The sequence below is a fragment of the Pseudomonas sp. C9-3 genome (assembly GCF_032392015.1).
In the GTDB taxonomy this organism is placed as follows: domain Bacteria; phylum Pseudomonadota; class Gammaproteobacteria; order Pseudomonadales; family Pseudomonadaceae; genus Pseudomonas; species Pseudomonas nitroreducens.
The window spans coordinates 2,790,029-2,812,615 of sequence record NZ_CP135919.1; the positions used below are offsets into that span (position 1 = coordinate 2,790,029).

Here is a 22,587-nt window from a genome sequence, read left to right on the forward strand (position 1 = left end):
ACTCAAGATGGGACAGTTGATTGATGGCCGCTGGCAAGATCAGTGGTATGACACCAGCAAGGACGGCCGCTTCCAGCGCGAAAATGCGCAGCGCCGCAATTGGGTCACCGCCGACGGCCAGCCCGGCCCCACCGGCGAAGGCGGCTTCCGCGCCGAGGCCGGCCGCTATCACCTCTACGTATCCCTGGCCTGCCCCTGGGCTCACCGCACGCTGATCTACCGCCAGCTCAAGGGCCTCGAATCGCTGATCGACGTGTCGGTCGTCAGTTGGCTGATGCTGGAAAACGGCTGGACCTTCGACAAGGCGTTCGGCTCCACCGGCGACAAGCTCGACGGCCTCGACTTCCTCCATCAGCGCTATACCCGGGACGACCCGCACTACACCGGCCGTGTCACCGTACCAGTGCTGTGGGACAAGCATGAGCAGCGCATCGTCAGTAACGAATCGGCGGAGATCATCCGCATGTTCAACACGGCCTTCGATGGCATTACCGGCAACAAACTGGATCTCTACCCGGAGCCGCTGCGCGCGCAGATCGATGAGCTGAACGAGCGTATCTACCCGGCCGTGAACAACGGTGTTTACCGTGCGGGCTTCGCGACGACGCAGGACGCCTACGAAGAAGCCTTCAAGACATTGTTCAATGAACTGGACTGGCTGGAGGAGCACCTGGGCGAGCAGCGCTACCTGGCGGGCGAATACCTGACCGAAGCCGATGTGCGCCTGTTCACTACGCTGATCCGCTTCGACGCGGTCTACCACGGCCACTTCAAGTGCAACCTGCGGCGCCTGGCGGACTATCCGAACCTGTCCGGCTGGCTGCGCGAGCTGTATCAACTGGACGGCGTTGCCGGTACGGTGGATTTCCAGCACATCAAGCATCACTACTACGGCAGCCATCGCACCATCAATCCGACAGGCATCGTGCCACTGGGACCCCAGCAGGACTTCACCACTCCGCACGGGCGCGAGCATCTACCGGGCAAGGTTATCGCGCACAAGAGCTAATCGGCGGCTGCACCCGTTGTAGGAGCGAGCTTGCTCGCGAATCATGCCCAAGAGCTATGGCATCAAGCGGTTCGCGAGCAAGCTCGCTCCTACGAGGTCAAGAGCGGCTCAGATCGGTTTTTCGATACCGTCGTAGACCTTCTGCAGCGCGTCCAGGCGCTCCTGGTAACGCTGTTTAAGGCAGGACTTGTTGGCGCCGCAGGCGCGGCGCTGCTCCAGCCAGGCGAGCTGGGAGTCGCCCAGGTTGCCGCGCATGCCCATGGCAAACAGACCGCGCAACAAGCGGTAGGTAGTCGCTACCTGCACATCCATCTCGGATAGCTGGCGATCCGCACAGATGGCTTTCTCGTCGGCCTGCCTGGCCTTCTTGCAATCGAAACTTGCGGCGGACACCGATAACGCAGCGAAGCCCAGGACGCACACAACGCCCAGGATCGCTACGCGCGAGGCTCTCACTGCTGCCCCTCGAACCAGGCAAGCTTCTCTCGCAGTTGCACCACTTCCCCGACTATCACCAGGGTCGGCGCATGCACTTCGTGCTCAGCCACCAGCTCCGGCAGGTTCGCCAGGGTGCCAGTGAATACGCGCTGATGTACGGTGGTGCCCTGCTGAACAAGAGCAGCCGGCGTGTCAGCAGAGCGGCCGTGACGCACCAGTTGCTCGCAGATGACCGGCAAGCCGACGAGGCCCATGTAGAACACCAGGGTCTGGCCCGGAGCGACCAGATCGTTCCAGGGCAGGTCGGTGGTGCCGTCCTTCAAGTGCCCGGTCACGAAACGCACGGATTGCGCGTAGTCGCGGTGCGTCAGCGGAATACCGGCATAGGCCGCGCAGCCGCTTGCCGCGGTAATGCCTGGCACCACCTGGAACGGGATGCCATTGGCCGCCAGTTCGTCGATTTCCTCGCCACCGCGACCGAAGATGAACGGATCACCGCCTTTCAGGCGCAGTACGCGCTTGCCCTGCTGGGCGAGCTCGACCAATTGGCGGTTGATCTCATCCTGCGGCACGGCGTGGTCCGCGCGGCGCTTGCCGACATACAGGCGGTCCGCATCGCGGCGGCACAGCTCGAGGATGGCCGGCGCAACGAGGCGGTCATAGAGCACCACGTCGGCCTGCTGCATCAGGCGTAGGGCGCGGAAGGTCAGAAGGTCCGGATCACCGGGGCCGGCACCGACCAGATAGACCTCACCACGGGATTCGGGCTGCGGCGCTTCCAGCTTGTCCGCCAGCAGGCGCTCGGCTTCGTTCGGCTGGCCGGCGAGCATGCGCTCGGCGACAGGCCCCTGGAACACGTCTTCCCAGAACTTGCGGCGCTGCTGCAGGTCCGGCAGGCGCTGCTTCACGCGCTCGCGGAAGCGGCTGGCCAGGCCGGCCAGTTGGCCATAGGTCGCGGGAATCCAGGTTTCCAGCTTGGCGCGCAGCAGGCGCGCCAGCACCGGCGCGTCGCCACCGCTGGACACGGCCACCACCAGCGGCGAACGGTCAACGATGGCCGGGAAGATCACGCTGCACAGGGCCGGTGCGTCGACCACGTTGACCGGTACGCCGCGCTCGTTGGCATCTCGGGACACCTGGGCGTTGAGCGGCTCATCGTCGGTGGCGGCGATGACCAGCACGCAGTCCTGCAGGTCGCCCTGGGCGTAGGGGCGCAGGAGCAATTCGCCCGCGCCCTCCTCGACCAACTCTCGCAGCTCGGAGTGCACCTCCGGCGCCACCACACGCAGCATCGCGCCGGCGTCATTCAGCAGGCGCGCCTTGCGCAGTGCGACATCACCGCCGCCGACCAGTAGCGCGCGACGTCCGCGCAGGATGTGGAACAGCGGCAGGAAGTCCATCTCAGCCGATTACCTCGATGCCAGCCATGTACGGCTTGAGCACTTCCGGCACGCGAATCGAACCGTCGGCCTGCTGGTAGTTCTCCAGCACGGCGACCAGGGTACGGCCTACGGCCAGGCCCGAGCCGTTGAGGGTATGGACCAGCTCCGGCTTGCCGGTTTCCGGGTTGCGATAGCGCGCCTGCATGCGGCGGGCCTGGAAGTCGCCGCAGTTGGAGCAGGAGGAAATCTCGCGGTACTTGTCCTGGCTCGGCACCCAGACTTCGAGGTCGTAGGTCTTGGCGGCACCAAAGCCCATGTCGCCAGTGCACAGCGCCAGGGCGCGGTACGGCAGTTCCAGCGCCTGGAGGACCTTCTCGGCGTTGCCGACCAGGCTTTCCAGGGCTTCCCAGGACTTGGACGGCTCGACGATCTGCACCATCTCGACCTTGTCGAACTGGTGCTGGCGGATCATGCCGCGGGTATCACGGCCCGACGCGCCGGCTTCGCTGCGGAAGCACGGGGTGTGGGCGACGAACTTCAGAGGCAGCTCCTTCGCGTCGAGGATCTGGCCGGCCACGATGTTGGTCAGCGAGACCTCAGCAGTCGGGATCAGGTACAGATCGGCTTCGTCTTCACGCTGGATTTTGAACAGGTCTTCCTCGAACTTCGGCAACTGGCCGGTGCCCTGCAGTGCCGGAGCTTGTACCAGGTACGGGGTATAGGCCTCTTCGTAGCCGTGCTCGCGGGTGTGCAGGTCGAGCATGAACTGCGCCAGGGCGCGGTGCAGGCGGGCGATCGGGCCGCGCATCAGGGCGAAGCGGGCGCCGGACAGGCGCGCGGCGGTCTCGAAGTCCAGCCAGCCGTGCTGCTCGCCCAGGGCGACGTGGTCCTTGATCTCGAAATCGAAGGTGCGCGGGGTGCCCCAGCGACGGACCTCGACGTTCTCTTCTTCATCGGCACCGACCGGCACGGATTCGTGCGGCAGGTTCGGAATGTTCAGCAGCAGGCTGTCCAGCTCGGCCTGGATGGCATCCAGCTCGCGCTTGCCCGACTCCAGCTCCTCGGCCATGCGATTGACTTCGGCCTTCAGCGGCGCAACGTCCTCGCCATTCTTCATGGCCTGGCCGATCGCCTTGGAGCGCGAGTTGCGCTCGGCCTGGAGGGTCTCGGTGCGGGTCTGCACGGCCTTGCGCTGGCTCTCCAGCGCTTCGATGCGCGCCACGTCCAGGGTGAAGCCACGGGTGGCCAGGCGTTCGGCCACTTCCTGCGGCTGGGTACGAACCAGTTTGGAATCGAGCATGGTGTCTTCTCGTATCTAGTGTCAGGCGACGCTCAAGGGCGCCACTTCAGGATTTTCTGCGACGGCGGGAACTGGCCTTGTCGAGGCTGGCCAGGTGGCGCAGCTTTTCGCCGATCTTCAGTTCGAGCCCGCGCGGCACGGGTTGGTAATACTGGCGCGGTTCCATCGACTCGGGGAAGTAGTCTTCTCCGGCCGCATAGGCATCCGGCTCATCATGGGCATAGCGATACTCGTCGCCATAGCCCAGGTTCTTCATCAGTTTCGTCGGTGCGTTGCGCAAATGCAGCGGCACTTCCAGCGAACCGCTCTCCGCCACATCACGGCGCGCCGTGTTGTAAGCGTTGTAGACGGCATTGCTCTTCGGCGCACAGGCCAGGTAAACGATAGCCTGCGCAATCGCCAATTCGCCTTCCGGGCTGCCGAGGCGTTCCTGCACGTCCCAGGCGTGAAGGCACAGGGTCAGCGCGCGCGGATCGGCATTGCCGATGTCCTCGCTGGCCATGCGCACCACTCGGCGGGCGATGTACAGCGGATCGCAGCCACCATCGAGCATGCGCGAATACCAGTACAGCGCGCCATCAGGGCTGGAGCCACGCACCGACTTGTGCAGCGCGCTGATCTGGTCGTAGAAGGCCTCGCCGCCCTTGTCGAAGCGACGACGCGAGTCGCCCAGCAGGTTCTGCAGCAACTCTGCGTTGATCTCGCTGTTGTCTTCGGCGAGGTCGGAAGCGTTTTCCAGCAGATTGAGCAGACGCCGACCATCGCCGTCGGCGGCGGCCATGAGGATCGCAAAACTGTCATCGGGCAGGCTCAGGTTGCGCTTGCCCAGGCCCTTTTCTTCGGTCAATGCGCGCTCCACCAACCGTCGCAGGGCCGCTTCGTCCAGGCTTTTCAGCACGTAGACGCGGGCACGGGAGAGCAGCGCGTTGTTCAATTCGAAGGACGGGTTCTCGGTGGTCGCGCCGATGAAGATCAGCGTGCCGTCTTCCACATAAGGCAGGAAGGCATCCTGCTGACTCTTGTTGAAGCGATGCACTTCGTCGACGAAGAGGATGGTGCGGCGACCGTACTGCGCGGCGTGCTGCTTGGCCACTTCCACCGACTGACGGATTTCCTTGACGCCCGAGAGCACCGCCGAGATGGTCTCGAAGTGCGCGTCGGTGACCTGCGCCAGTAGCTTCGCCAGGGTGGTCTTGCCGACTCCGGGCGGGCCCCAGAAGATCATCGAGTGCAGTGCGCCCTGCTCCAGCGCCTCACGCAACGGCTTGCCACGGGCGAGCAGATGCTCCTGGCCGACGTACTCGTCCAGGCTGGTCGCGCGCAGCCGCGCGGCCAGGGGCTGGGAAACGGGGGCGGAGCGGAACAGGTCCACGGTATTACCTATCGATCAATCCGGCGCGCGGCCGGTCATTCCTGGATGACGTCGACGCCCTTGGGCACTTCGAAGACGAACTGCTTGGTGTCCATCGGCTCGTTCATCTTCACGTCGAAGAACAGGATATTGGTGCGCTGGCCGACGCTGTCGATCAGCTGCATGTCGTTCACCACACCGCTGCGGAAGGAAATCCGCAGGCTGTCGAACAGCGTGTCCTTGGACTTGGGCTTGAGGGTGAAGTCGACCACGTTGCCGCCATCCTTCGCGGTGATATCGAAGCTCTGACCGATCTTCGACACGTCACCGGAGAGCAGCAGCGCCGGGGTCTGGGTCAGGCGCTGGTCGAGCTTCTGGATGGTCACCTGCTCCAGGTCCGGGTCGTACAGCCAGATTTTCTCACCGTTGGAGATCAGCAGCTGCTCGTTCGGCGCATCGGTGTGCCAACGGAACAGGCCAGGGCGCTTGAGGCCCAGGGTGCCGGCGGTTTCCTGCAGGCGGGTGCCGCTGCCGTCCAGGGTCAGCTGGGAGAAGCGCGCGGTCATTGTCTGGGCCTTGGTGAGCATCCCGCTCAGGCGCTGCGCAGCAGCATCGTCGGCATAGGCCTGGGCGCCGGCGAAGGCCAGCGCAGCAACGAACAACAGGCGGATCAGACGCATCGAAATCCTCGAAGTCGAATCAATCACGGATCGGGGCCGGCGCGATCACTTCACGCGAGCCATTGGTATTCATCGCGGTGACCACGCCGGCCATTTCCATGGCCTCGATCATCCGCGCGGCGCGGTTGTAGCCAATCTTCAGCTTGCGCTGCACGGCAGAGATGGAAGCCCGGCGGCTTTCGGTCACGAAGCGCACGGCTTCGTCGTAGAGCGGATCGTCCTCGCTGCCTTCGCTGCCTTCGCCGCCACCGCCACCTTCGAACGAACCACCACCGCCTTCATCGGCGCCGGCGAGAATGTCCTCGATATAGTTCGGTGCGCCACGCAGCTTCCACGCCTCAACGACACGGTGCACTTCGTCATCGGACACGAAGGCACCATGAACACGAATCGGCAGGCCGGTACCCGGCGGGAGATACAGCATGTCGCCGTGGCCCAGCAGTTGCTCGGCGCCGCCCTGGTCGAGAATGGTGCGCGAGTCGATCTTGCTGGACACCTGGAAGGCGATACGGGTGGGGATGTTCGCCTTGATCAGGCCGGTGATCACATCCACCGACGGACGCTGGGTCGCCAGGATCAGGTGGATGCCGGCCGCACGCGCCTTCTGGGCGATACGGGCGATCAGCTCTTCCACCTTCTTGCCGACGATCATCATCATGTCGGCGAATTCGTCCACGACGACCACGATGGTCGGCAGGGTCTGCAGCAGCGGCGCTTCGTCTTCCATGCTCTCGCGGCGGTATAGCGGGTCGGTCAGCGGGGTGCCGGCCTCCTCCGCGTCCTTCACCTTGCGGTTGAAGCCAGCCAGGTTACGCACGCCCATGGCCGCCATCAGCTTGTAGCGGCGCTCCATCTCGGCGACGCTCCAGCGCAACGCGTTGGCGGCCTCCTTCATGTCGGTGACGACCGGGCAGAGCAGGTGCGGAATGCCTTCGTAGATCGACAGTTCCAGCATCTTCGGGTCGATCATGATCAGGCGCGCCTCTTCCGGCGTGGACTTGAACAGGATCGATAGCAGCATGGCGTTCACGCCCACCGACTTACCGGAACCGGTAGTACCGGCCACCAGCAGGTGCGGCATCTTCGCCAGGTCGGTGATGATCGGGCGACCGCCGATATCATGGCCCAGGGCCAGCGGCACGGTGGACTTGTGCTCGTCATATTCCGGCGTCATCAGCACCTCGGAGAAGCGCACCATCTGCCGGTCTTCGTTGGGAATCTCGATACCCACGGTGGTCTTGCCGGGAATGACTTCCACCACGCGCACACTGATCACTGCCAGCGAACGCGCCAGGTCCTTGGCCAGGTTGGAGATACGGCTGACCTTCACGCCGGCGGCCGGCTGGATTTCGAAACGGGTGATCACCGGGCCCGGATGCACGGACTCGACGATGACTTCGACGCCGAACTCTTTGAGCTTGATCTCCAGCAGGCGCGACATGGCCTCCAGGGATTCGGGCGAATAGCTCTGCTTCTTTTCCGAGGCCGGGTCGAGGATCGACAGCGGCGGCAGCGTGCCTTCCACGGCGGTATCGACGAACAGCGGCGCCTGCTTCTCTTTCAGCACGCGCTTGCTCGGCTCGGCCGGCTTGGTAGGCGGCGGCGGGACGTCGATCTTCGGCGCCACGCGCTTCTCGCGCTCCTGCACGCTCTTGACCAGCGCTTCCTCGCGCTCGATCAGGCGCTCCTTGACCTTGGCCTGCTCGCGGCGATCGGCAACGATGGGCGCGGCGACCTCGGCCACGCGCTCGTCGACTTCACGCAATTGGGCGACGAGTTGCTTGTGCTCGCTGCGGGCACTCCACCAGCGGTTGGTGGCGTTGTGGATCAGTTCGAAGAGATCGAGGGTGATCTTGCCGGTGACGTCCATCACCTTGAACCAGGACAGGTCGGCGAACACCGTCATGCCAAACAGGAACAGCGCCAGGAACAGCAGTGTGCTGCCCTGCACGTTCAGCGCATTGACGCCCAGTTGGCCGAGGCTTTCACCCAGGGCGCCGCCCGCGCTGGCCGGCATGTGGGCACCGCTGGTATGGAAATGGATATAGGCCAGGGCTGAACCGGACAACACCAGGAATACCAGGCCGATCAGGCGCCAGGAGAATAGCCAGCCACTCCACTCCCAGGGCAGGTGACGCTTGCGGAAGACCTGATAGGTCTTCACCGCCAGCAGCAGCGGGAACAGGTAGGCGAAGTACCCCAGCACCATGAACAGGATGTCAGCGCTCAGCGCCCCCAGGCGGCCGGCAGCGTTCTGCACCTGCTCGACGTGACTGGAGTGGCTCCAGCCCGGATCGGAGGAATCGTAGGTGAGCAGCGCCATCCAGAGGTAAAGGCAGAGCGCGCCAAGCGCGATCAGGGCCCCTTCCTTCAGACGGTAATGCAATTGCTGGCGCCAGGCGGCGGCATGGCTTGCTGTGGTGTCCTTCAAAACGCTTCTAATCCTGCGCTATACGCGCTTCCGAGAGTCGTTGGGCCGCAAAACGGGCCTATTGTACGGCTTTGGCCGGCCGATGCCAGCGACCCCGGATGTGCCTGACTGCGCTTTTGCCGGCTTTCCGGGGTTCGGTGTAGCATAGCCCAACACCGCTTTTCGGCTGCTCAATTGGAGCATGCATTCTCTTACGTGACAAAGGCTTATGGAGTCTTTTTATGAGTGAAGTCAAGCATTCGCGCCTGATCATCCTGGGCTCCGGCCCCGCGGGCTACACCGCGGCCGTGTATGCCGCGCGCGCCAACCTCAAGCCTGTTGTCATCACTGGCATCCAGCCCGGCGGCCAGCTCACCACCACCACCGAGGTCGACAACTGGCCCGGCGACGTCGAAGGCCTGACCGGCCCCGCCCTGATGCAGCGCATGGAGCAGCACGCCAAGCGTTTCGACACCGAGATCGTCTACGACCACATCCACACCGCCGAGTTGCAGCAGAAGCCCTTCACCCTCAAGGGCGACAGTGGCACCTACACCTGCGACGCATTGATCATCGCCACCGGGGCCTCGGCCCAGTACCTGGGCATGTCCTCGGAAGAGGCCTTCATGGGCAAGGGCGTTTCCGCCTGCGCCACCTGTGACGGATTCTTCTACCGCAACCAGGTCGTCTGCGTGGTCGGTGGCGGCAACACCGCCGTGGAAGAAGCGCTGTACTTGTCCAACATCGCCAAGGAAGTCCACCTGATCCACCGCCGCGATAAGCTGCGCTCGGAGAAGATCCTCCAGGACAAGCTGTTCGAAAAAGCCAAGAACGGCAACGTGCGCCTGCACTGGAACACCACCCTGGACGAAGTCCTCGGCGACAACATGGGCGTCGTGGGCGTACGTCTGAAGGACGCCAACAGCGGCGAAACCCGCCAGCTTGACCTCGCCGGCGTATTCATCGCCATCGGCCACAAGCCCAACACCGACCTGTTCAAGGGCCAGTTGGAGATGCATGACGGTTACCTGAAGATCAAGGGCGGCGCCGAAGGCAACGCGACCCTGACCAGCATCGACGGCGTGTTCGCCGCTGGCGACGTGGCCGACCACGTGTATCGCCAGGCGATCACTTCTGCCGGCGCCGGCTGCATGGCCGCGCTGGACGCCGAAAAGTTCCTCGACGACAACTGATCGGTGCCAGGGGAGGCTCGCCCTCCCCTCCTCCCTATGCTCAAGTGGCTTTCCCGCAGCAATTTCGACTTTCCGCCCCTCGACAAGGCCCTGCGCGAGCCCAACGGCCTGCTCGCGGCCGGCGGCGACCTCAACCCGCAGCGACTGATCCAGGCCTACCGCCATGGCTGCTTCCCCTGGTTCCAGGACGGGCAACCCATCCTCTGGTGGTCGCCCGACCCACGCACCGTGCTATTCCCCGAAGAACTGCACGTTTCCCGCAGCCTCGCCAAGTTCATCCGCCAGCAGCAGTACCAGGTCACCATCGACCAGGCGTTCGAGCAGGTCATCCACGGCTGCGCCGGCCCGCGCGATTACACGGACGGCACCTGGATCACCACCCCGATGCAGGATGCCTATTGCCAGCTGCACCGCCTGGGCGTCGCCCATTCGGCCGAAGCCTGGCAAGGCAATGAACTGGTCGGGGGCCTCTACGGCCTGGCCATCGGCCGCCTGTTCTTCGGCGAGTCCATGTTCAGCCGCGCCGACAATGCCTCCAAGGTGGCCTTCGTGACCCTGGTGCAGCGCCTGAATGCAGCGGGCTTCGTGCTGATCGATTGCCAGATGCCGACGCAGCACTTGCACAGTTTTGGCGCTCGCGCCATTTCCCGCGGCGAATTCGCCAGCTACCTGCGCCGTCATCTCGACGAAACACCCTCGCAGGACTGGACTTCGCAAGCGGACCTGCTCAGCCTGTCTTAAACTTGCCTGAGGGACCTCGCAGGGGTTGAAGATGACCGAGCTCGCCCGCCTGAAGTTTTACGCCACACAACCGCATCCATGCAGCTATCTGCCCGAAGAACAGGCCACAACGCTGTTCCTCGACCCCAGCCAGCCCATGGATGCGCAGTTGTACGCCTCGCTGTCAGAGGTTGGCTTCCGGCGCAGCGGCGAACACCTCTACCGGCCGCACTGCCAGCATTGCACCGCCTGCATCCCCGCGCGCATCCCCGCAGCCGGATTCCAGCCGAGCCGCCAGCAGAAGCGCATCATCAAGCGCAACGCCGATCTGGAAGTAATCCGCAAGCGCCCGGCCTTCACCGAGGAGTACTATGCGCTGTACATGCGCTACATCGAGCAGCGCCACGCCGATGGAGACATGTACCCGCCCAGCCGCGACCAGTTCGCCACCTTCCTGGTGCGCGACCTGCCGTTCAGCTGTTTCTTCGAGTTCCGCCTGCAGGGCCGCCTGCTCGCCGTCGCCGTGACCGACGTGCTGCCCAACGGTCTTTCAGCCGTCTACACCTTCTACGATCCGGACGAAGAACGCCGCAGCCTGGGACGCTTCGCCATTCTCTGGCAGGTCGGCGAGACCGAGCGACTGGGTCTGCACGCTGTCTATCTCGGGTACTGGATCAAGAACTGCCGCAAGATGAACTACAAGACCCAGTACCGCCCGATCGAACTTTTCGTAAATCAGCGCTGGGTCGCCTTGAACTGACCCGAAAACACCCATTGGCGTTGTGGGGCGATTTCAGGCACACTATGTGCCTTTTTTAATGGCCTGAAACACTTCAGGCAATCTTAGATACCGAGGGTTCTACTGCATGTCGAAAGAAGACAGCTTCGAAATGGAAGGCACTGTCGTCGACACCCTGCCCAACACCATGTTCCGCGTGGAGTTGGAAAACGGGCACGTCGTTACCGCGCACATCTCCGGGAAGATGCGCAAGAATTACATCCGCATCCTGACCGGCGACAAAGTTCGCGTTGAACTGACGCCCTACGACCTCTCCAAGGGTCGTATCACCTACCGCGCTCGCTGATAAGACGGTAGGTGCCGGTACAAACCGGCACATAGAAAAACGCCCGGCATTGCCGGGCGTTTTTGTTTGGGCCTTACTTTTCAACGTCAGGCCGGTTCTGCAGCGATCACCTCGAACTCGAAGGCCAGCTCGCCATCCTTCAGGTCCACATGGGCCACGCCACCGTGCTCGGCCAGCTCGCCGAACAGGATCTCCTCGGCCAATGGCCGCTTGATCTTGTCCTGGATAAGCCGCGCCATCGGGCGAGCACCCATCTGCGGGTCGTAGCCCTTGTCCGCTAGCCAGACGCGCGCCGAGTCACTGACCTCGATCTGCACGTGCTTGTCCTCCAGCTGCGCCTGCAGCTCGGTGAGGAACTTGTCGACGATGCTCTTGATGGTCTCGTGACTCAGGCGACCGAACTGGATGATGGTATCCAGGCGGTTGCGGAACTCCGGCGTGAAGCTCTTCTTGATCACTTCCATGGCGTCACTGGTGTGATCCTGCTGCGTGAAGCCGATGGAGGCCCGCGCCGCGGTTTCCGCGCCAGCGTTGGTGGTCATGATCAGGATGACGTTGCGGAAATCCGCCTTGCGGCCGTTGTTGTCGGTCAGGGTGCCGTGGTCCATCACCTGCAGCAGCAGGTTGAAGACCTCCGGGTGCGCCTTCTCGATCTCATCCAGCAGCAGCACACAGTGCGGCGTCTTGGTGATCGCTTCGGTGAGCAGACCACCCTGGTCGAAGCCAACGTAGCCCGGAGGCGCGCCAATCAGGCGGGACACGGTATGCCGCTCCATGTACTCGGACATGTCGAAGCGCACCAGCTCGACACCCAGCGCCTTGGCCAGTTGGCGAGCCACCTCGGTCTTGCCGACACCGGTCGGGCCGGAGAAGAGGAAGGAACCAACGGGCTTGTCCGGCGACTTGAGGCCGGCGCGTGACAGCTTGATGGCAGTGGACAGCGACTCGATGGCCGCCGCCTGACCGAACACAGTCAGCTTCAGGTCGCGCTCGAGGTTTCGCAGCAGCTCCTTGTCGGAACTGGACACGTGCTTGGGCGGAATCCGCGCGATCTTCGCCACGATGTCCTCGACCTGCGGGACTTCGATGCGCTTCACACGCTTCTCTTCCGGCTGCAGGCGCTGGTAGGCACCAGCTTCGTCGATCACGTCGATGGCCTTGTCCGGCATGTGCCGGTCATTGATGTAGCGGGCGGCCAGTTCGGCGGCTGCGCGCAGCGCTTCATCGCTGTACTCGATGTGGTGATGCTGCTCGAAGCGTGGTTTCAGGCCTTTCAGGATGCCGAAGGTGTCTTCGACGGACGGCTCGGTGACGTCGACCTTCTGGAAGCGACGCGCCAGCGCACGATCCTTCTCGAAGATGCCGCGGAATTCCTGGAAGGTGGTGGAGCCGATGCAACGAATCTCACCGGAGGACAGCAGCGGCTTGAGCAGGTTGGAAGCATCCATGACCCCGCCCGATGCTGCACCAGCACCGATGATAGTGTGGATCTCGTCGATGAACAGCACCGCGTGCGGACGCTTGCGCAGCTCATTGAGCAGCGCTTTGAAGCGCTTCTCGAAGTCGCCGCGGTACTTGGTGCCCGCCAGCAGCGCACCCAGGTCCAGGGAGTACACGACGCTGTCGGACAGCAGGTCCGGTACCTGGCCGTCGACGATGCGCTTGGCCAGGCCTTCGGCGATGGCGGTCTTGCCGACACCAGCCTCGCCCACCAACAGCGGGTTGTTCTTGCGGCGACGGGCCAGGATCTGCGCGACGCGCTCGACTTCCGACTCGCGACCGACCAGCGGGTCGATACGCCCCTGGCGCGCCAGGTCGTTCAGGTTGCTGGCATAGGCATCCAGCGGATGACTGGAAGTGGAGGACTCGCCGCCCTCCTCGTCCTGCATCTCCTGCTCGCTGTCCTGATGCTCGGCATGGCCAGGCACCTTGGAGATGCCGTGGGCGATGTAGTTGACCACGTCGATCCGCGCGACGCTCTGCTGCTTGAGCAGGAACACCGCCTGGCTTTCCTGCTCGCTGAAGATCGCGACCAGCACGTTGGCGCCGGTGACTTCGCGCTTGCCGGAACTCTGCACGTGGAATACGGCACGCTGCAGGACGCGCTGGAAGCCCAGGGTTGGCTGGGTTTCGCGATCCTCGTCGTGCTGGGGAATCAGCGGCGTGGTGGAATCGATGAACTCCTGCAGGTCTCGCCGCAGCTTGTCCAGATTCGCACCGCACGCCTTCAGAACCGTCGCGGCAGCTTCATTATCCAGAAGCGCCAACAGCAAGTGCTCAACGGTCATGAACTCATGCCGCTTCGCCCGCGCCTCCTTGAAGGCGAGATTGAGGGTGACTTCGAGCTCTCGATTCAACATGACTTCACCTCGCTCCCAAACATCCGCATCAACCTTCTATCTCAATTTCGCACAACAGTGGATGTTGGCTCTCCCTCGCATATTGATTGACCTGCATGGCTTTGGTTTCCGCGACATCACGGGTAAAGGTCCCGCAGTTCGCCTTGCCCTGGGTATGCACAGTCAACATGACCTTGGTTGCCTGCTCTCGGTTCATGTTGAAGTACAGCTCGAGCACCTCAACCACGAAATCCATCGGGGTGTAGTCATCGTTGAACATGATGACCCGATACATGGACGGCGCTTTCAGGGCTGGCTTGGCTTCCTCAACCGCCAACCCCGTTCCGTCGTCTTCCAATGGATCCGGGCGGTCCTGATTGAATGTTAGTCGAATCTGGCTACTTGCATGCATGCTGGAATAAAAGCTTTGCGAGTGGGTGAATGAGTGGGCCGGCCGGAGTTTGAATCGCCTCTCAGGCCCAGACGACGCCGCCTTGACTAACGGCAAAAGGGTGTTACAACCAAAGGATACCCCCCGGAGGGTATCAGGAGTTCCGGACGCCAGTCTTTACAAAAAGGCATAGCGGAATAGTAGTGGATGATACTCCAGCGATGGAGTCCTTTGCAGAGGGATATCAGCATGCTCAGCGGTAAGGTCAAGTGGTTCAACAACGCCAAGGGCTACGGTTTCATCCTGGCTGATGGCCGAGATGAGGACCTGTTTGCTCACTACTCGGCAATCCAGATGGATGGCTACAAGACACTCAAGGCCGGCCAACCCGTCAGTTTCGAGATTCTGCAAGGTCCGAAGGGGTTGCACGCAGTGAACATCCAGCCCGTCAACGCCAATGCATCCACCCCGTCCGCACAAGCTGCCCCGAGCAGCGAGGTACAGAACCTCACGGCGGAAGCCTGATTCGTCAAGGATCAGACGAAACGAAAAAGGCCGGCAGCAAGCCGGCCTTTTTCATGGGCGAAGCATTACCAGGTTACATCTTGGCGATGATCGCGTCGCCGAACTCCGAGCAGGACAGCAGCTTGGCGCCGTCCATCAGACGCTCGAAGTCGTAGGTGACGGTTTTCGCAGCAATGGCCCCGTTCACGCCATCGATGATCAGGTCGGCCGCTTCCGGCCAGCCCATGTGGCGCAGCATCATCTCGGCGGAGAGGATCACCGAACCCGGGTTGACCTTGTCCAGGCCGGCGTACTTGGGCGCAGTACCGTGCGTCGCCTCGAACATGGCCACCGAATCGGACAGGTTGGCGCCCGGCGCGATGCCGATACCACCCACCTCCGCCGCCAGGGCGTCGGACAGGTAGTCGCCGTTCAGGTTGAGGGTGGCGATCACATCGTACTCGGCCGGGCGCAGCAGGATCTGCTGCAGCATGGCGTCGGCGATCACGTCCTTCACCACGATGTTCTTGCCGGTAGCGGGATTCTTGAACTGCATCCACGGGCCGCCGTCGAGCAACTGGGCACCGAACTCGTCGCGAGCGATCTCGTAGCCCCAGTCCTTGAACGCACCCTCGGTGAATTTCATGATGTTGCCCTTGTGGACGATGGTGACCGAATCACGGTCATTGTCCACGGCGTACTGCAGGGCCTTGCGCACCAGGCGCTTGGTGCCTTCCTGGGAAACCGGCTTGATGCCGATGCCGCAGTTGTCGGTGAAGCGGATCTTCTTGACGCCCATTTCCTCGGTGAGGAATTTGATGACCTTCTGGGCCTCGGGGGAGCCGGCCTTCCATTCGACGCCGGCGTAGATGTCTTCGGAGTTCTCGCGGAAGATCACCATGTCCACATCGCCGGGCTTCTTCACCGGGCTGGGCACGCCTTCGAACCAACGCACCGGGCGCAGGCAGACATAGAGGTCGAGCTGCTGGCGCAGGGCCACGTTCAGGGAGCGGATGCCACCACCGACCGGAGTGGTCAGCGGCCCCTTGATGGAGACGACATAGTCGCGAACGGCATCCAGGGTTTCCTGGGGCAGCCAGGTGTCCTGGTCATAGACCTGGGTGGCCTTCTCGCCAGCGTAGACTTCCATCCACGCGATCTTGCGGTCGCCTTTGTAGGCTTTCTCGACGGCAGCGTCGACGACCTTGATCATGACCGGGCTGATATCGACACCAATGCCATCACCCTCGATGAAGGGGATGATCGGGTTCTTCGGTACATTCAAGGACATATCGGCGTTGACGGTGATTTTGTCACCGGCCGGCACCTGGATCTTTTGGTATCCCATGCTGAACTCCGCTTTTTGGTTGAAACCTTCTTGCAGCCACTGAGGGTAGCTCACAAGTCGGTAATCGAACTACATCATTCCTTAGTCTAAAAAAGGGACACGCTTCACCCTGCCTTTAGGGTGGTATACTGGCCGTCATGACTTAATGGTCATCGAGGTCCGAGCAGTCTGGGACCAGACTCTCTCCTCGCAGCGGCGCACGTCCCCACCAGGATCCCGCCGTACAACGCTCTACTGGCGCCCCAATATCCCCGCGGCAAATCTCGAAGGTCGGTCAACCACTTCGTTGAACGCAAGCGTGTACCAACGCGATTCGAGACTCTGTGCGCGCCCAGCAAAGAAGAGAGTTAGAACGAGATGTCCATCCGCTCGAAGATCACCTACACCTTCACCGACGAAGCACCCGCCCTTGCCACCTATTCGCTTCTTCCTATCGTAAAAGCCTTTGCCGCTTCCGCCGGCATCGACGTCGAGACCCGCGACATCTCTCTTTCGGGCCGTATCCTGGCCTCCTTCGCTGACAAGCTCGGCGACAAGGCCATCGAAGACGATCTGGCCTACCTGGCCCAACTGGCCACCGACGCCAAAGCCAACATCATCAAGCTGCCGAACATCTCCGCTTCGGTACCGCAGCTCAAGGGCGCCATCGCCGAGCTGCAGAAGCTGGGCTACGCCATTCCGGACTTCCCGGAAGACCCGCAGACCGACGAAGAGAAAGACACTCGCGCCCGCTACGCCAAGGTCCTGGGCAGCGCCGTGAACCCGGTCCTGCGCGAAGGCAACTCTGACCGCCGCGCCCCGGCCGCCGTGAAGGCCTACGCCCGCAAACACCCGCACAGCATGGGCAAGTGGAGCATGGCTTCGCGCTCCCACGCCGACTACATGCGTGGCGGCGACTTCTTCTCCAGCGAACAGTCGGTCACCATCCCGAAGGCCGGTGAAGTCCGTATCGAGTTCGTCGGCAAGGACGGCAAGGTCGAGACCAAGAAGACTCTGAAGATGCAGGACGGCGAAGTCCTCGACAGCATGTTCATGAGCTGCAGCAAACTGCGCGCCTTCTTCGAGAAGACCCTGCAGGACTGCAAGGAAACCGGCGTCATGTGGTCCCTGCACGTCAAGGCCACCATGATGAAGATCTCCCACCCGATCGTCTTCGGCCACGCCGTCACCGTCTACTACAAGGACGTGTTCGAGAAGTACGGCCAGCTGTTCGAAGAGCTGGGCGTGAACCCGAACAACGGCATCTCCAGCGTCTACGACAAGATCAAGTCGCTGCCGGCCTCGCAGCAGGAAGAAATCCTGCACGACATCCATGAGGTGTACAGCCACCGTCCGGAAATGGCGATGGTTGACTCGGTCAAGGGCATCACCAACCTGCACATCCCCAGCGACGTGATCGTCGACGCCTCCATGCCGGCCATGATCCGCAACTCGGGTCAGATGTGGGGCAAGGATGGCAAGCAAAAAGACACCAAAGCGGTAATGCCGGAAAGCACCTACGCCCGCATCTACCAGGAAATGATCAACTTCTGCAAAACCAACGGCGCGTTCGACCCGACCACCATGGGCAGCGTGCCGAACGTCGGCCTGATGGCGCAGAAGGCCGAGGAATACGGCTCCCACGACAAGACCTTCGAACTCGAAGCTGACGGCGTGATGCGCGTTGTCGACGCCGACGGCAAAGTCCTGATGCAGCACGAAGTACAGGCCGGCGACATCTGGCGCGCCTGCCAGACCAAGGACGCCCCGATCCGCGACTGGGTCAAGCTGGCCGTCACCCGTGCCCGCGCCTCCAACACCCCGGCCATCTTCTGGCTGGACCCGGAGCGCGCCCACGACAACGAGCTGCGCAAGAAGGTCGAGCTGTACCTGAAAGACCACGACCTGACCGGCCTGGACATCAGCATCAAGGGCTACAACGAAGCCATCCGCACCAGCATGGAGCGTCAGCTGCGCGGCCTGGACACCATCTCGGTGACCGGCAACGTCCTGCGCGACTACCTGACCGACCTGTTCCCGATCATGGAGCTGGGCACCTCGGCCAAGATGCTCTCCATCGTTCCGCTGATGGCGGGCGGCGGCATGTACGAAACCGGCGCCGGCGGCTCGGCTCCGAAACACGTACAGCAGCTGGTGGAAGAGAACTACCTGCGCTGGGATTCCCTGGGCGAGTTCCTGGCTCTTGCCGTCTCCTTCGAAGAAGAAGGCATCAAGACCGACAACGCCAAGGCCAAGGTACTGGGCAAGACCCTGGACATCGCCACCGGCAAGCTGCTCGACAACAACAAGTCGCCGTCGCGCAAGATCGGTGAGATCGACAACCGCGGCAGCCACTTCTACCTGGCCATGTACTGGGCCCAGGCCCTGGCCGAGCAGAATGACGACACCGAGCTGAAGGCTCACTTCGCCACCCTGGCCAAGACCCTGACCGAGAAGGAAGCGGCCATCGTCGCCGAACTGAACGGCGTTCAAGGCAAGCCGGCGGAAATCGGCGGCTACTACCGTTCCAACCCGGAGCTGACCAGCCAGGTCATGCGCCCGAGCGCGACCTTCAACGCCGCGATCGACGCACTGGCGTAAGCCACTTCGCGTGACACCAGAACCCCCGGGCCTTCCCGGGGGTTCTGCTTTCTGCGCCCCGCCACGTTAAACTCGCGCCTTTCGAACCACGAGAACAGATTCATGCGCTGGCTAGCACACGTCACCGTCGCCACTATCGTCGAAGACCAGGGGCGTTTCCTGCTGGTGGAAGAAATGTCCGCTGACAAAAAACAGGTCTTCAACCAGCCGGCCGGCCACCTGGAGGCCAACGAAACGCTGCTCGAGGCCGCCGTGCGCGAAACCCTCGAGGAAACTGGCTGGGACGTGGAGCTGACCGCCGTCACCGGCATCTACCTCTATACCGCCCCCAGCAACGGCGTGACCTACCAGCGCGTCTGCTTCGCCGCCCGCCCGCTGCGCCATCACCCCGAGCGCGCACTGGATGACGGCATCCTCGGCGCCCGCTGGCTGACGCGCGACGAACTGGCTGCCCAGCCAGAACGCTGGCGCAGTCACCTGGTACTGCGCTGCATCGACGACTACCTGGAGGGCGAGCGCTTCCCGCTGAGCCTGATCCGCGCCTGAGCCGGCAGCCGAGCCTGAGCCGCTCGGCTCTGGTAGAATCCCCGCCTTTACCTGCACCCGTGATGCGCCACCATGTCTGATTCCCTGAAAGCTCCGCAGAACACCCGCGTCATCGTCGGCATGTCCGGCGGCGTGGACTCCTCCGTCTCCGCCCTGCTCCTCAAGGAACAGGGCTACCAGGTGGAAGGCCTGTTCATGAAGAACTGGGAAGAGGACGACGGCACCGAGTACTGCACCGCGATGACCGACCTGGCCGACGCCCAGGCCGTCTGCGACCGCATCGGCATCAAGCTGCACACCGCCAATTTCGCCGCAGAATACTGGGACAACGTCTTCGAGCACTTCCTCGAGGAATACAAGGCCGGCCGCACGCCGAACCCGGACATCCTCTGCAACCGCGAGATCAAGTTCAAAGCCTTCCTCGATTACGCCGTCGCCCTGGGCGCCGACCTGATCGCCACCGGCCACTACGTGCGCCGCCGCGACATCGACGGCCGCAGCGAACTACTCAAGGGCCTGGACCCGAACAAGGACCAGAGCTACTTCCTCCACGCCGTGGGCGGCGAGCAGATCGGCAAGACGCTGTTCCCGGTTGGCGAACTGGAAAAGCCCGAGGTCCGCGCCATCGCCGAGAAATACGGTCTGGCCACTGCAAAGAAGAAGGACTCCACCGGCATCTGCTTCATTGGCGAGCGCCGCTTCAGCGACTTCCTCAAGCAGTACCTGCCGGCCCAGCCGGGCGACATCGAGACCACCGACGGCCAGGTCATCGGCAAGCACGTCGGCCTGATGTACCACACTATCGGCCAGCGCCAGGGCCTGGGCATCGGCGGCCTGAAGAATGCCGATGACAGCCCCTGGTACGTGCTGGAGAAGGACCTGGTGCGCAACGTCCTGGTCGTCGGCCAGGGCAACGATCATCCATGGCTGTTCTCCCGCGCCCTGCACGCCTCGCACATCTATTGGGTCAACCCCATCGACCTGGACCAGCCAAAGGCTCTGCGCGCCAAGGTACGTTACCGCCAGGCTGACCAGGACTGCGTGCTCGAGCGCACCGAGAGCGGCTACCGCGCCGTGTTTGACGAGCCGCAGCGCGCCGTGACCCCAGGCCAGTCCGTCGTCTTCTATGACGGCGAAGTATGCCTCGGTGGCGGCGTCATCGAATCCGCTGAACCCGCGTTCGCTAAGGACCGTACATGAGCGATCTGCACGACCAGATCATCGCACTCTCCGGCGTCTTCGAAGCCGCCGCCCTGGTAGACCGCCTCGCCCGCACCGGCCAGGTTCCCGAGGCGCCGCTGGGCTGCATGCTCGGCAGCCTGCTGGTGCGCGACCCGAAGACCACCCTCGACGTCTACGGCGGCGACACCGCCAACCTGCGCGAGGGCTTCCGCGCCCTGGTCAGCGCTCTGGAGCGCGACCCGAACAGCCTGCAGCGCGAACCGCTGCGCTACGCCCTGTCGCTGATCGGCCTGGAACGCCAGTTGAACAAGCGCGACGACATGCTCGACATCATGGGCACCCGCCTGGACCAGATCCAGCAGCAGGTACAGCACTTCGGACTGGTCCACGAGAACGTCATCGCCTCCTGCGCCGGCCTCTACCAGGACACCCTGAGCACCTTCCGTCAGCGCATCCAGGTGCACGGCGACATGCGCCACCTGCAGATCAATGCCAACGCCGCGCGCATCCGCGCCCTGCTGCTGGCCGGCATCCGTTCCGCGCGCCTGTGGCGACAGCTCGGCGGCAACCGCTGGCAGATGCTGTTTGCCCGAAAGAAAATGCTCAACGAGCTGCGCCCCCTGCTGCGCGGCTGAAGCATGCCCTTCCGGTCGCCGCAAGGGCGACCGGTTCGCGCCATTCGTGTATGATGTGCGCCCTTTTCGTTGACCGACAGCTACGAGAACGCCCCCATGCAGCTTTCCTCCCTTACCGCGGTTTCCCCCGTTGACGGCCGTTACGGCAGCAAAACCAGCGCCCTGCGTCCGATCTTCAGCGAATACGGCCTGATCCGTTTCCGCGTCCTGGTGGAGGTCCGCTGGTTGCAGCGTCTCGCCGCCCATGCCGGCATCCCTGAAGTAGCGCCCTTCTCCGCCGAAGCCAACGCCGTGCTGAACCAACTGGCCGACGACTTCCAGCTGGAGCACGCACAGCGCATCAAGGACATCGAGCGCACCACCAACCACGACGTCAAAGCAGTGGAATACCTGCTCAAGGAGCAAGCGGCCAAACTGCCGGAACTGGCCAAGGTCAGTGAGTTCATCCACTTCGCCTGCACCTCCGAGGACATCAACAACCTGTCCCACGCCCTGATGCTGCGCGAAGGCCGTGACACCGTGCTGCTGCCGCTGATGCGCCAGATCGCCGAGTCCATCCGCGAGCTGGCGATGAAGTTCGCCGACGTGCCGATGCTCTCGCGCACCCACGGCCAGCCGGCCTCCCCGACTACCCTGGGCAAGGAACTGGCCAACGTCGTCTACCGCCTGGAGCGCCAGATCAAGCAAGTCGCCTCGGTCGAGCTGCTGGGCAAGATCAATGGCGCCGTGGGCAACTACAACGCCCACCTGTCCGCCTATCCGCAGGTTGACTGGGAAGCCAACGCCCGCGAATTCATCGAGGGCGACCTGGGCCTGAACTGGAACCCCTACACCACCCAGATCGAGCCGCACGACTACATCGCCGAGCTGTTCGATGCCATCGCGCGCTTCAACACCATCCTCATCGACTTCGACCGCGACGTCTGGGGCTACATCTCCCTGGGCTACTTCAAGCAGAAGACCGTCGCCGGCGAAATCGGCTCCTCGACCATGCCGCACAAGGTCAACCCGATCGACTTCGAGAACTCCGAAGGCAACCTGGGCATCGCCAACGCACTGTTCCAGCACCTAGCCAGCAAACTGCCGATCTCCCGCTGGCAGCGCGACCTGACCGACTCCACCGTGCTGCGCAACCTGGGCGTCGGTTTCGCCCACAGCGTCATCGCCTACGAAGCCAGCCTGAAAGGCATCGGCAAGCTGGAGCTGAACGCCGCGCGCATCGCCGAAGACCTGGACGCCTGCTGGGAAGTCCTGGCCGAGCCGGTACAGACCGTCATGCGCCGCTACGGCATCGAGAACCCCTACGAGAAGCTCAAGGAGCTGACCCGCGGCAAAGGCATCAGCGCCGAGGCCCTGCAGGTCTTCATCGAAGGTCTCGACATGCCGGCTGAAGCCAAGGCCGAACTGAAGAAACTGACCCCCGCGAACTACATTGGTAACGCTGCCGCCCAGGCCAAGCGCATCTGAGATTCGCCCCGACTTTGCACGCCCGGC

General features: G+C 63.1%; 20 protein-coding genes. 11 read left to right on the top strand and 9 right to left on the bottom strand.

Translation table 11 applies throughout. The features are described from left to right. The first annotated feature begins 7 nt into the window (after positions 1-7). A complete protein-coding gene (locus tag RS899_RS12605) occupies positions 8-1,009 on the top strand; it encodes a glutathione S-transferase family protein (protein ID WP_315810107.1) in 1,002 nt (333 codons plus the stop codon). Positions 1,010-1,117: 108 nt separating this feature from the next. Here RS899_RS12605 and RS899_RS12610 read toward each other — a convergent pair whose 3' ends face one another. From RS899_RS12610 to ftsK, 6 genes are read right to left on the bottom strand one after another with little or no spacing between them, the layout of a single operon-like run. After that, positions 1,118-1,402 carry a lysozyme inhibitor LprI family protein gene (locus RS899_RS12610; RefSeq protein WP_371914061.1) on the bottom strand — a complete coding sequence of 95 codons (285 nt, stop codon included), beginning with the start codon at positions 1,400-1,402 and terminating at the stop codon, positions 1,118-1,120. Between the two features lie 59 nt (positions 1,403-1,461). Next, on the bottom strand, positions 1,462-2,847 hold the full coding sequence (cysG, locus tag RS899_RS12615) for a siroheme synthase CysG (protein WP_315810108.1): 1,386 nt from the start codon (positions 2,845-2,847) through the stop codon (positions 1,462-1,464). A 1-nt stretch (position 2,848) separates the two neighbouring features. Further along, positions 2,849-4,129, bottom strand: coding sequence for a serine--tRNA ligase (gene serS / locus RS899_RS12620; RefSeq protein ID WP_065085195.1), 1,281 nt, complete (start codon positions 4,127-4,129; stop codon positions 2,849-2,851). Positions 4,130-4,175: 46 nt separating this feature from the next. Further along, on the bottom strand, positions 4,176-5,501 hold the full coding sequence (locus tag RS899_RS12625) for a replication-associated recombination protein A (RefSeq protein WP_315810109.1): 1,326 nt from the start codon (positions 5,499-5,501) through the stop codon (positions 4,176-4,178). A gap of 35 nt (positions 5,502-5,536) precedes the next feature. Then, complete coding sequence (gene lolA, locus RS899_RS12630) at positions 5,537-6,160, bottom strand: outer membrane lipoprotein chaperone LolA (RefSeq protein WP_315810110.1); 624 nt, start codon at positions 6,158-6,160, stop codon at positions 5,537-5,539. Positions 6,161-6,179: 19 nt separating this feature from the next. Beyond that, complete coding sequence (gene ftsK / locus RS899_RS12635; protein WP_315810111.1) at positions 6,180-8,591, bottom strand: DNA translocase FtsK; 2,412 nt, start codon at positions 8,589-8,591, stop codon at positions 6,180-6,182. A gap of 221 nt (positions 8,592-8,812) precedes the next feature. Between ftsK and trxB the strand changes: the two genes are divergently transcribed. From trxB to infA, 4 genes are all read left to right on the top strand, one after another. Beyond that, entirely contained in the window at positions 8,813-9,763 is a 951-nt protein-coding gene (gene trxB / locus RS899_RS12640) for a thioredoxin-disulfide reductase (RefSeq protein WP_054909433.1), read from the top strand. 36 nt (positions 9,764-9,799) lie between these two features. Beyond that, positions 9,800-10,504 (top strand): leucyl/phenylalanyl-tRNA--protein transferase, encoded by a 705-nt coding sequence (gene aat, locus RS899_RS12645; protein WP_315810112.1) that lies wholly within the window; start codon positions 9,800-9,802, stop codon positions 10,502-10,504. Between the two features lie 31 nt (positions 10,505-10,535). Then, a complete protein-coding gene (locus RS899_RS12650; protein WP_024765142.1) occupies positions 10,536-11,243 on the top strand; it encodes an arginyltransferase in 708 nt (235 codons plus the stop codon). 106 nt (positions 11,244-11,349) lie between these two features. After that, positions 11,350-11,568 carry a translation initiation factor IF-1 gene (gene infA / locus RS899_RS12655; protein ID WP_002553999.1) on the top strand — a complete coding sequence of 73 codons (219 nt, stop codon included), beginning with the start codon at positions 11,350-11,352 and terminating at the stop codon, positions 11,566-11,568. An 86-nt stretch (positions 11,569-11,654) separates the two neighbouring features. On the opposite strand, the gene clpA is transcribed toward infA, so the two are convergent. Both clpA and clpS read right to left on the bottom strand, forming a co-directional pair. Then, positions 11,655-13,928, bottom strand: coding sequence for an ATP-dependent Clp protease ATP-binding subunit ClpA (gene clpA / locus RS899_RS12660; protein WP_054909435.1), 2,274 nt, complete (start codon positions 13,926-13,928; stop codon positions 11,655-11,657). 28 nt (positions 13,929-13,956) lie between these two features. Then, positions 13,957-14,319 carry an ATP-dependent Clp protease adapter ClpS gene (gene clpS / locus RS899_RS12665; protein ID WP_037012443.1) on the bottom strand — a complete coding sequence of 121 codons (363 nt, stop codon included), beginning with the start codon at positions 14,317-14,319 and terminating at the stop codon, positions 13,957-13,959. Positions 14,320-14,547: 228 nt separating this feature from the next. Between clpS and cspD the strand changes: the two genes are divergently transcribed. Then, positions 14,548-14,823 carry a cold shock domain-containing protein CspD gene (cspD, locus tag RS899_RS12670; RefSeq protein WP_054909436.1) on the top strand — a complete coding sequence of 92 codons (276 nt, stop codon included), beginning with the start codon at positions 14,548-14,550 and terminating at the stop codon, positions 14,821-14,823. A gap of 73 nt (positions 14,824-14,896) precedes the next feature. Here the strand turns inward: cspD and icd are convergent, their stop codons facing one another. Next, positions 14,897-16,150 (bottom strand): NADP-dependent isocitrate dehydrogenase, encoded by a 1,254-nt coding sequence (gene icd, locus RS899_RS12675; protein ID WP_169938612.1) that lies wholly within the window; start codon positions 16,148-16,150, stop codon positions 14,897-14,899. 357 nt (positions 16,151-16,507) lie between these two features. Between icd and RS899_RS12680 the strand changes: the two genes are divergently transcribed. The 5 genes from RS899_RS12680 (at position 16,508) to purB (ending at position 22,560) form a co-directional block, all read left to right on the top strand. Then, on the top strand, positions 16,508-18,730 hold the full coding sequence (locus RS899_RS12680; protein ID WP_315810113.1) for an NADP-dependent isocitrate dehydrogenase: 2,223 nt from the start codon (positions 16,508-16,510) through the stop codon (positions 18,728-18,730). Between the two features lie 102 nt (positions 18,731-18,832). Beyond that, on the top strand, positions 18,833-19,276 hold the full coding sequence (locus RS899_RS12685; RefSeq protein ID WP_054909438.1) for an NUDIX hydrolase: 444 nt from the start codon (positions 18,833-18,835) through the stop codon (positions 19,274-19,276). A gap of 72 nt (positions 19,277-19,348) precedes the next feature. Continuing rightward, entirely contained in the window at positions 19,349-20,476 is a 1,128-nt protein-coding gene (mnmA, locus tag RS899_RS12690; RefSeq protein ID WP_175405558.1) for a tRNA 2-thiouridine(34) synthase MnmA, read from the top strand. Beyond that, positions 20,473-21,093 (top strand): high frequency lysogenization protein HflD, encoded by a 621-nt coding sequence (gene hflD / locus RS899_RS12695; RefSeq protein ID WP_024765136.1) that lies wholly within the window; start codon positions 20,473-20,475, stop codon positions 21,091-21,093. Before mnmA ends, hflD begins: the two co-directional genes overlap by 4 nt. A 96-nt stretch (positions 21,094-21,189) precedes the next feature. Further along, positions 21,190-22,560 carry an adenylosuccinate lyase gene (gene purB, locus RS899_RS12700; RefSeq protein ID WP_315810114.1) on the top strand — a complete coding sequence of 457 codons (1,371 nt, stop codon included), beginning with the start codon at positions 21,190-21,192 and terminating at the stop codon, positions 22,558-22,560. Positions 22,561-22,587 lie beyond the last annotated feature (27 nt).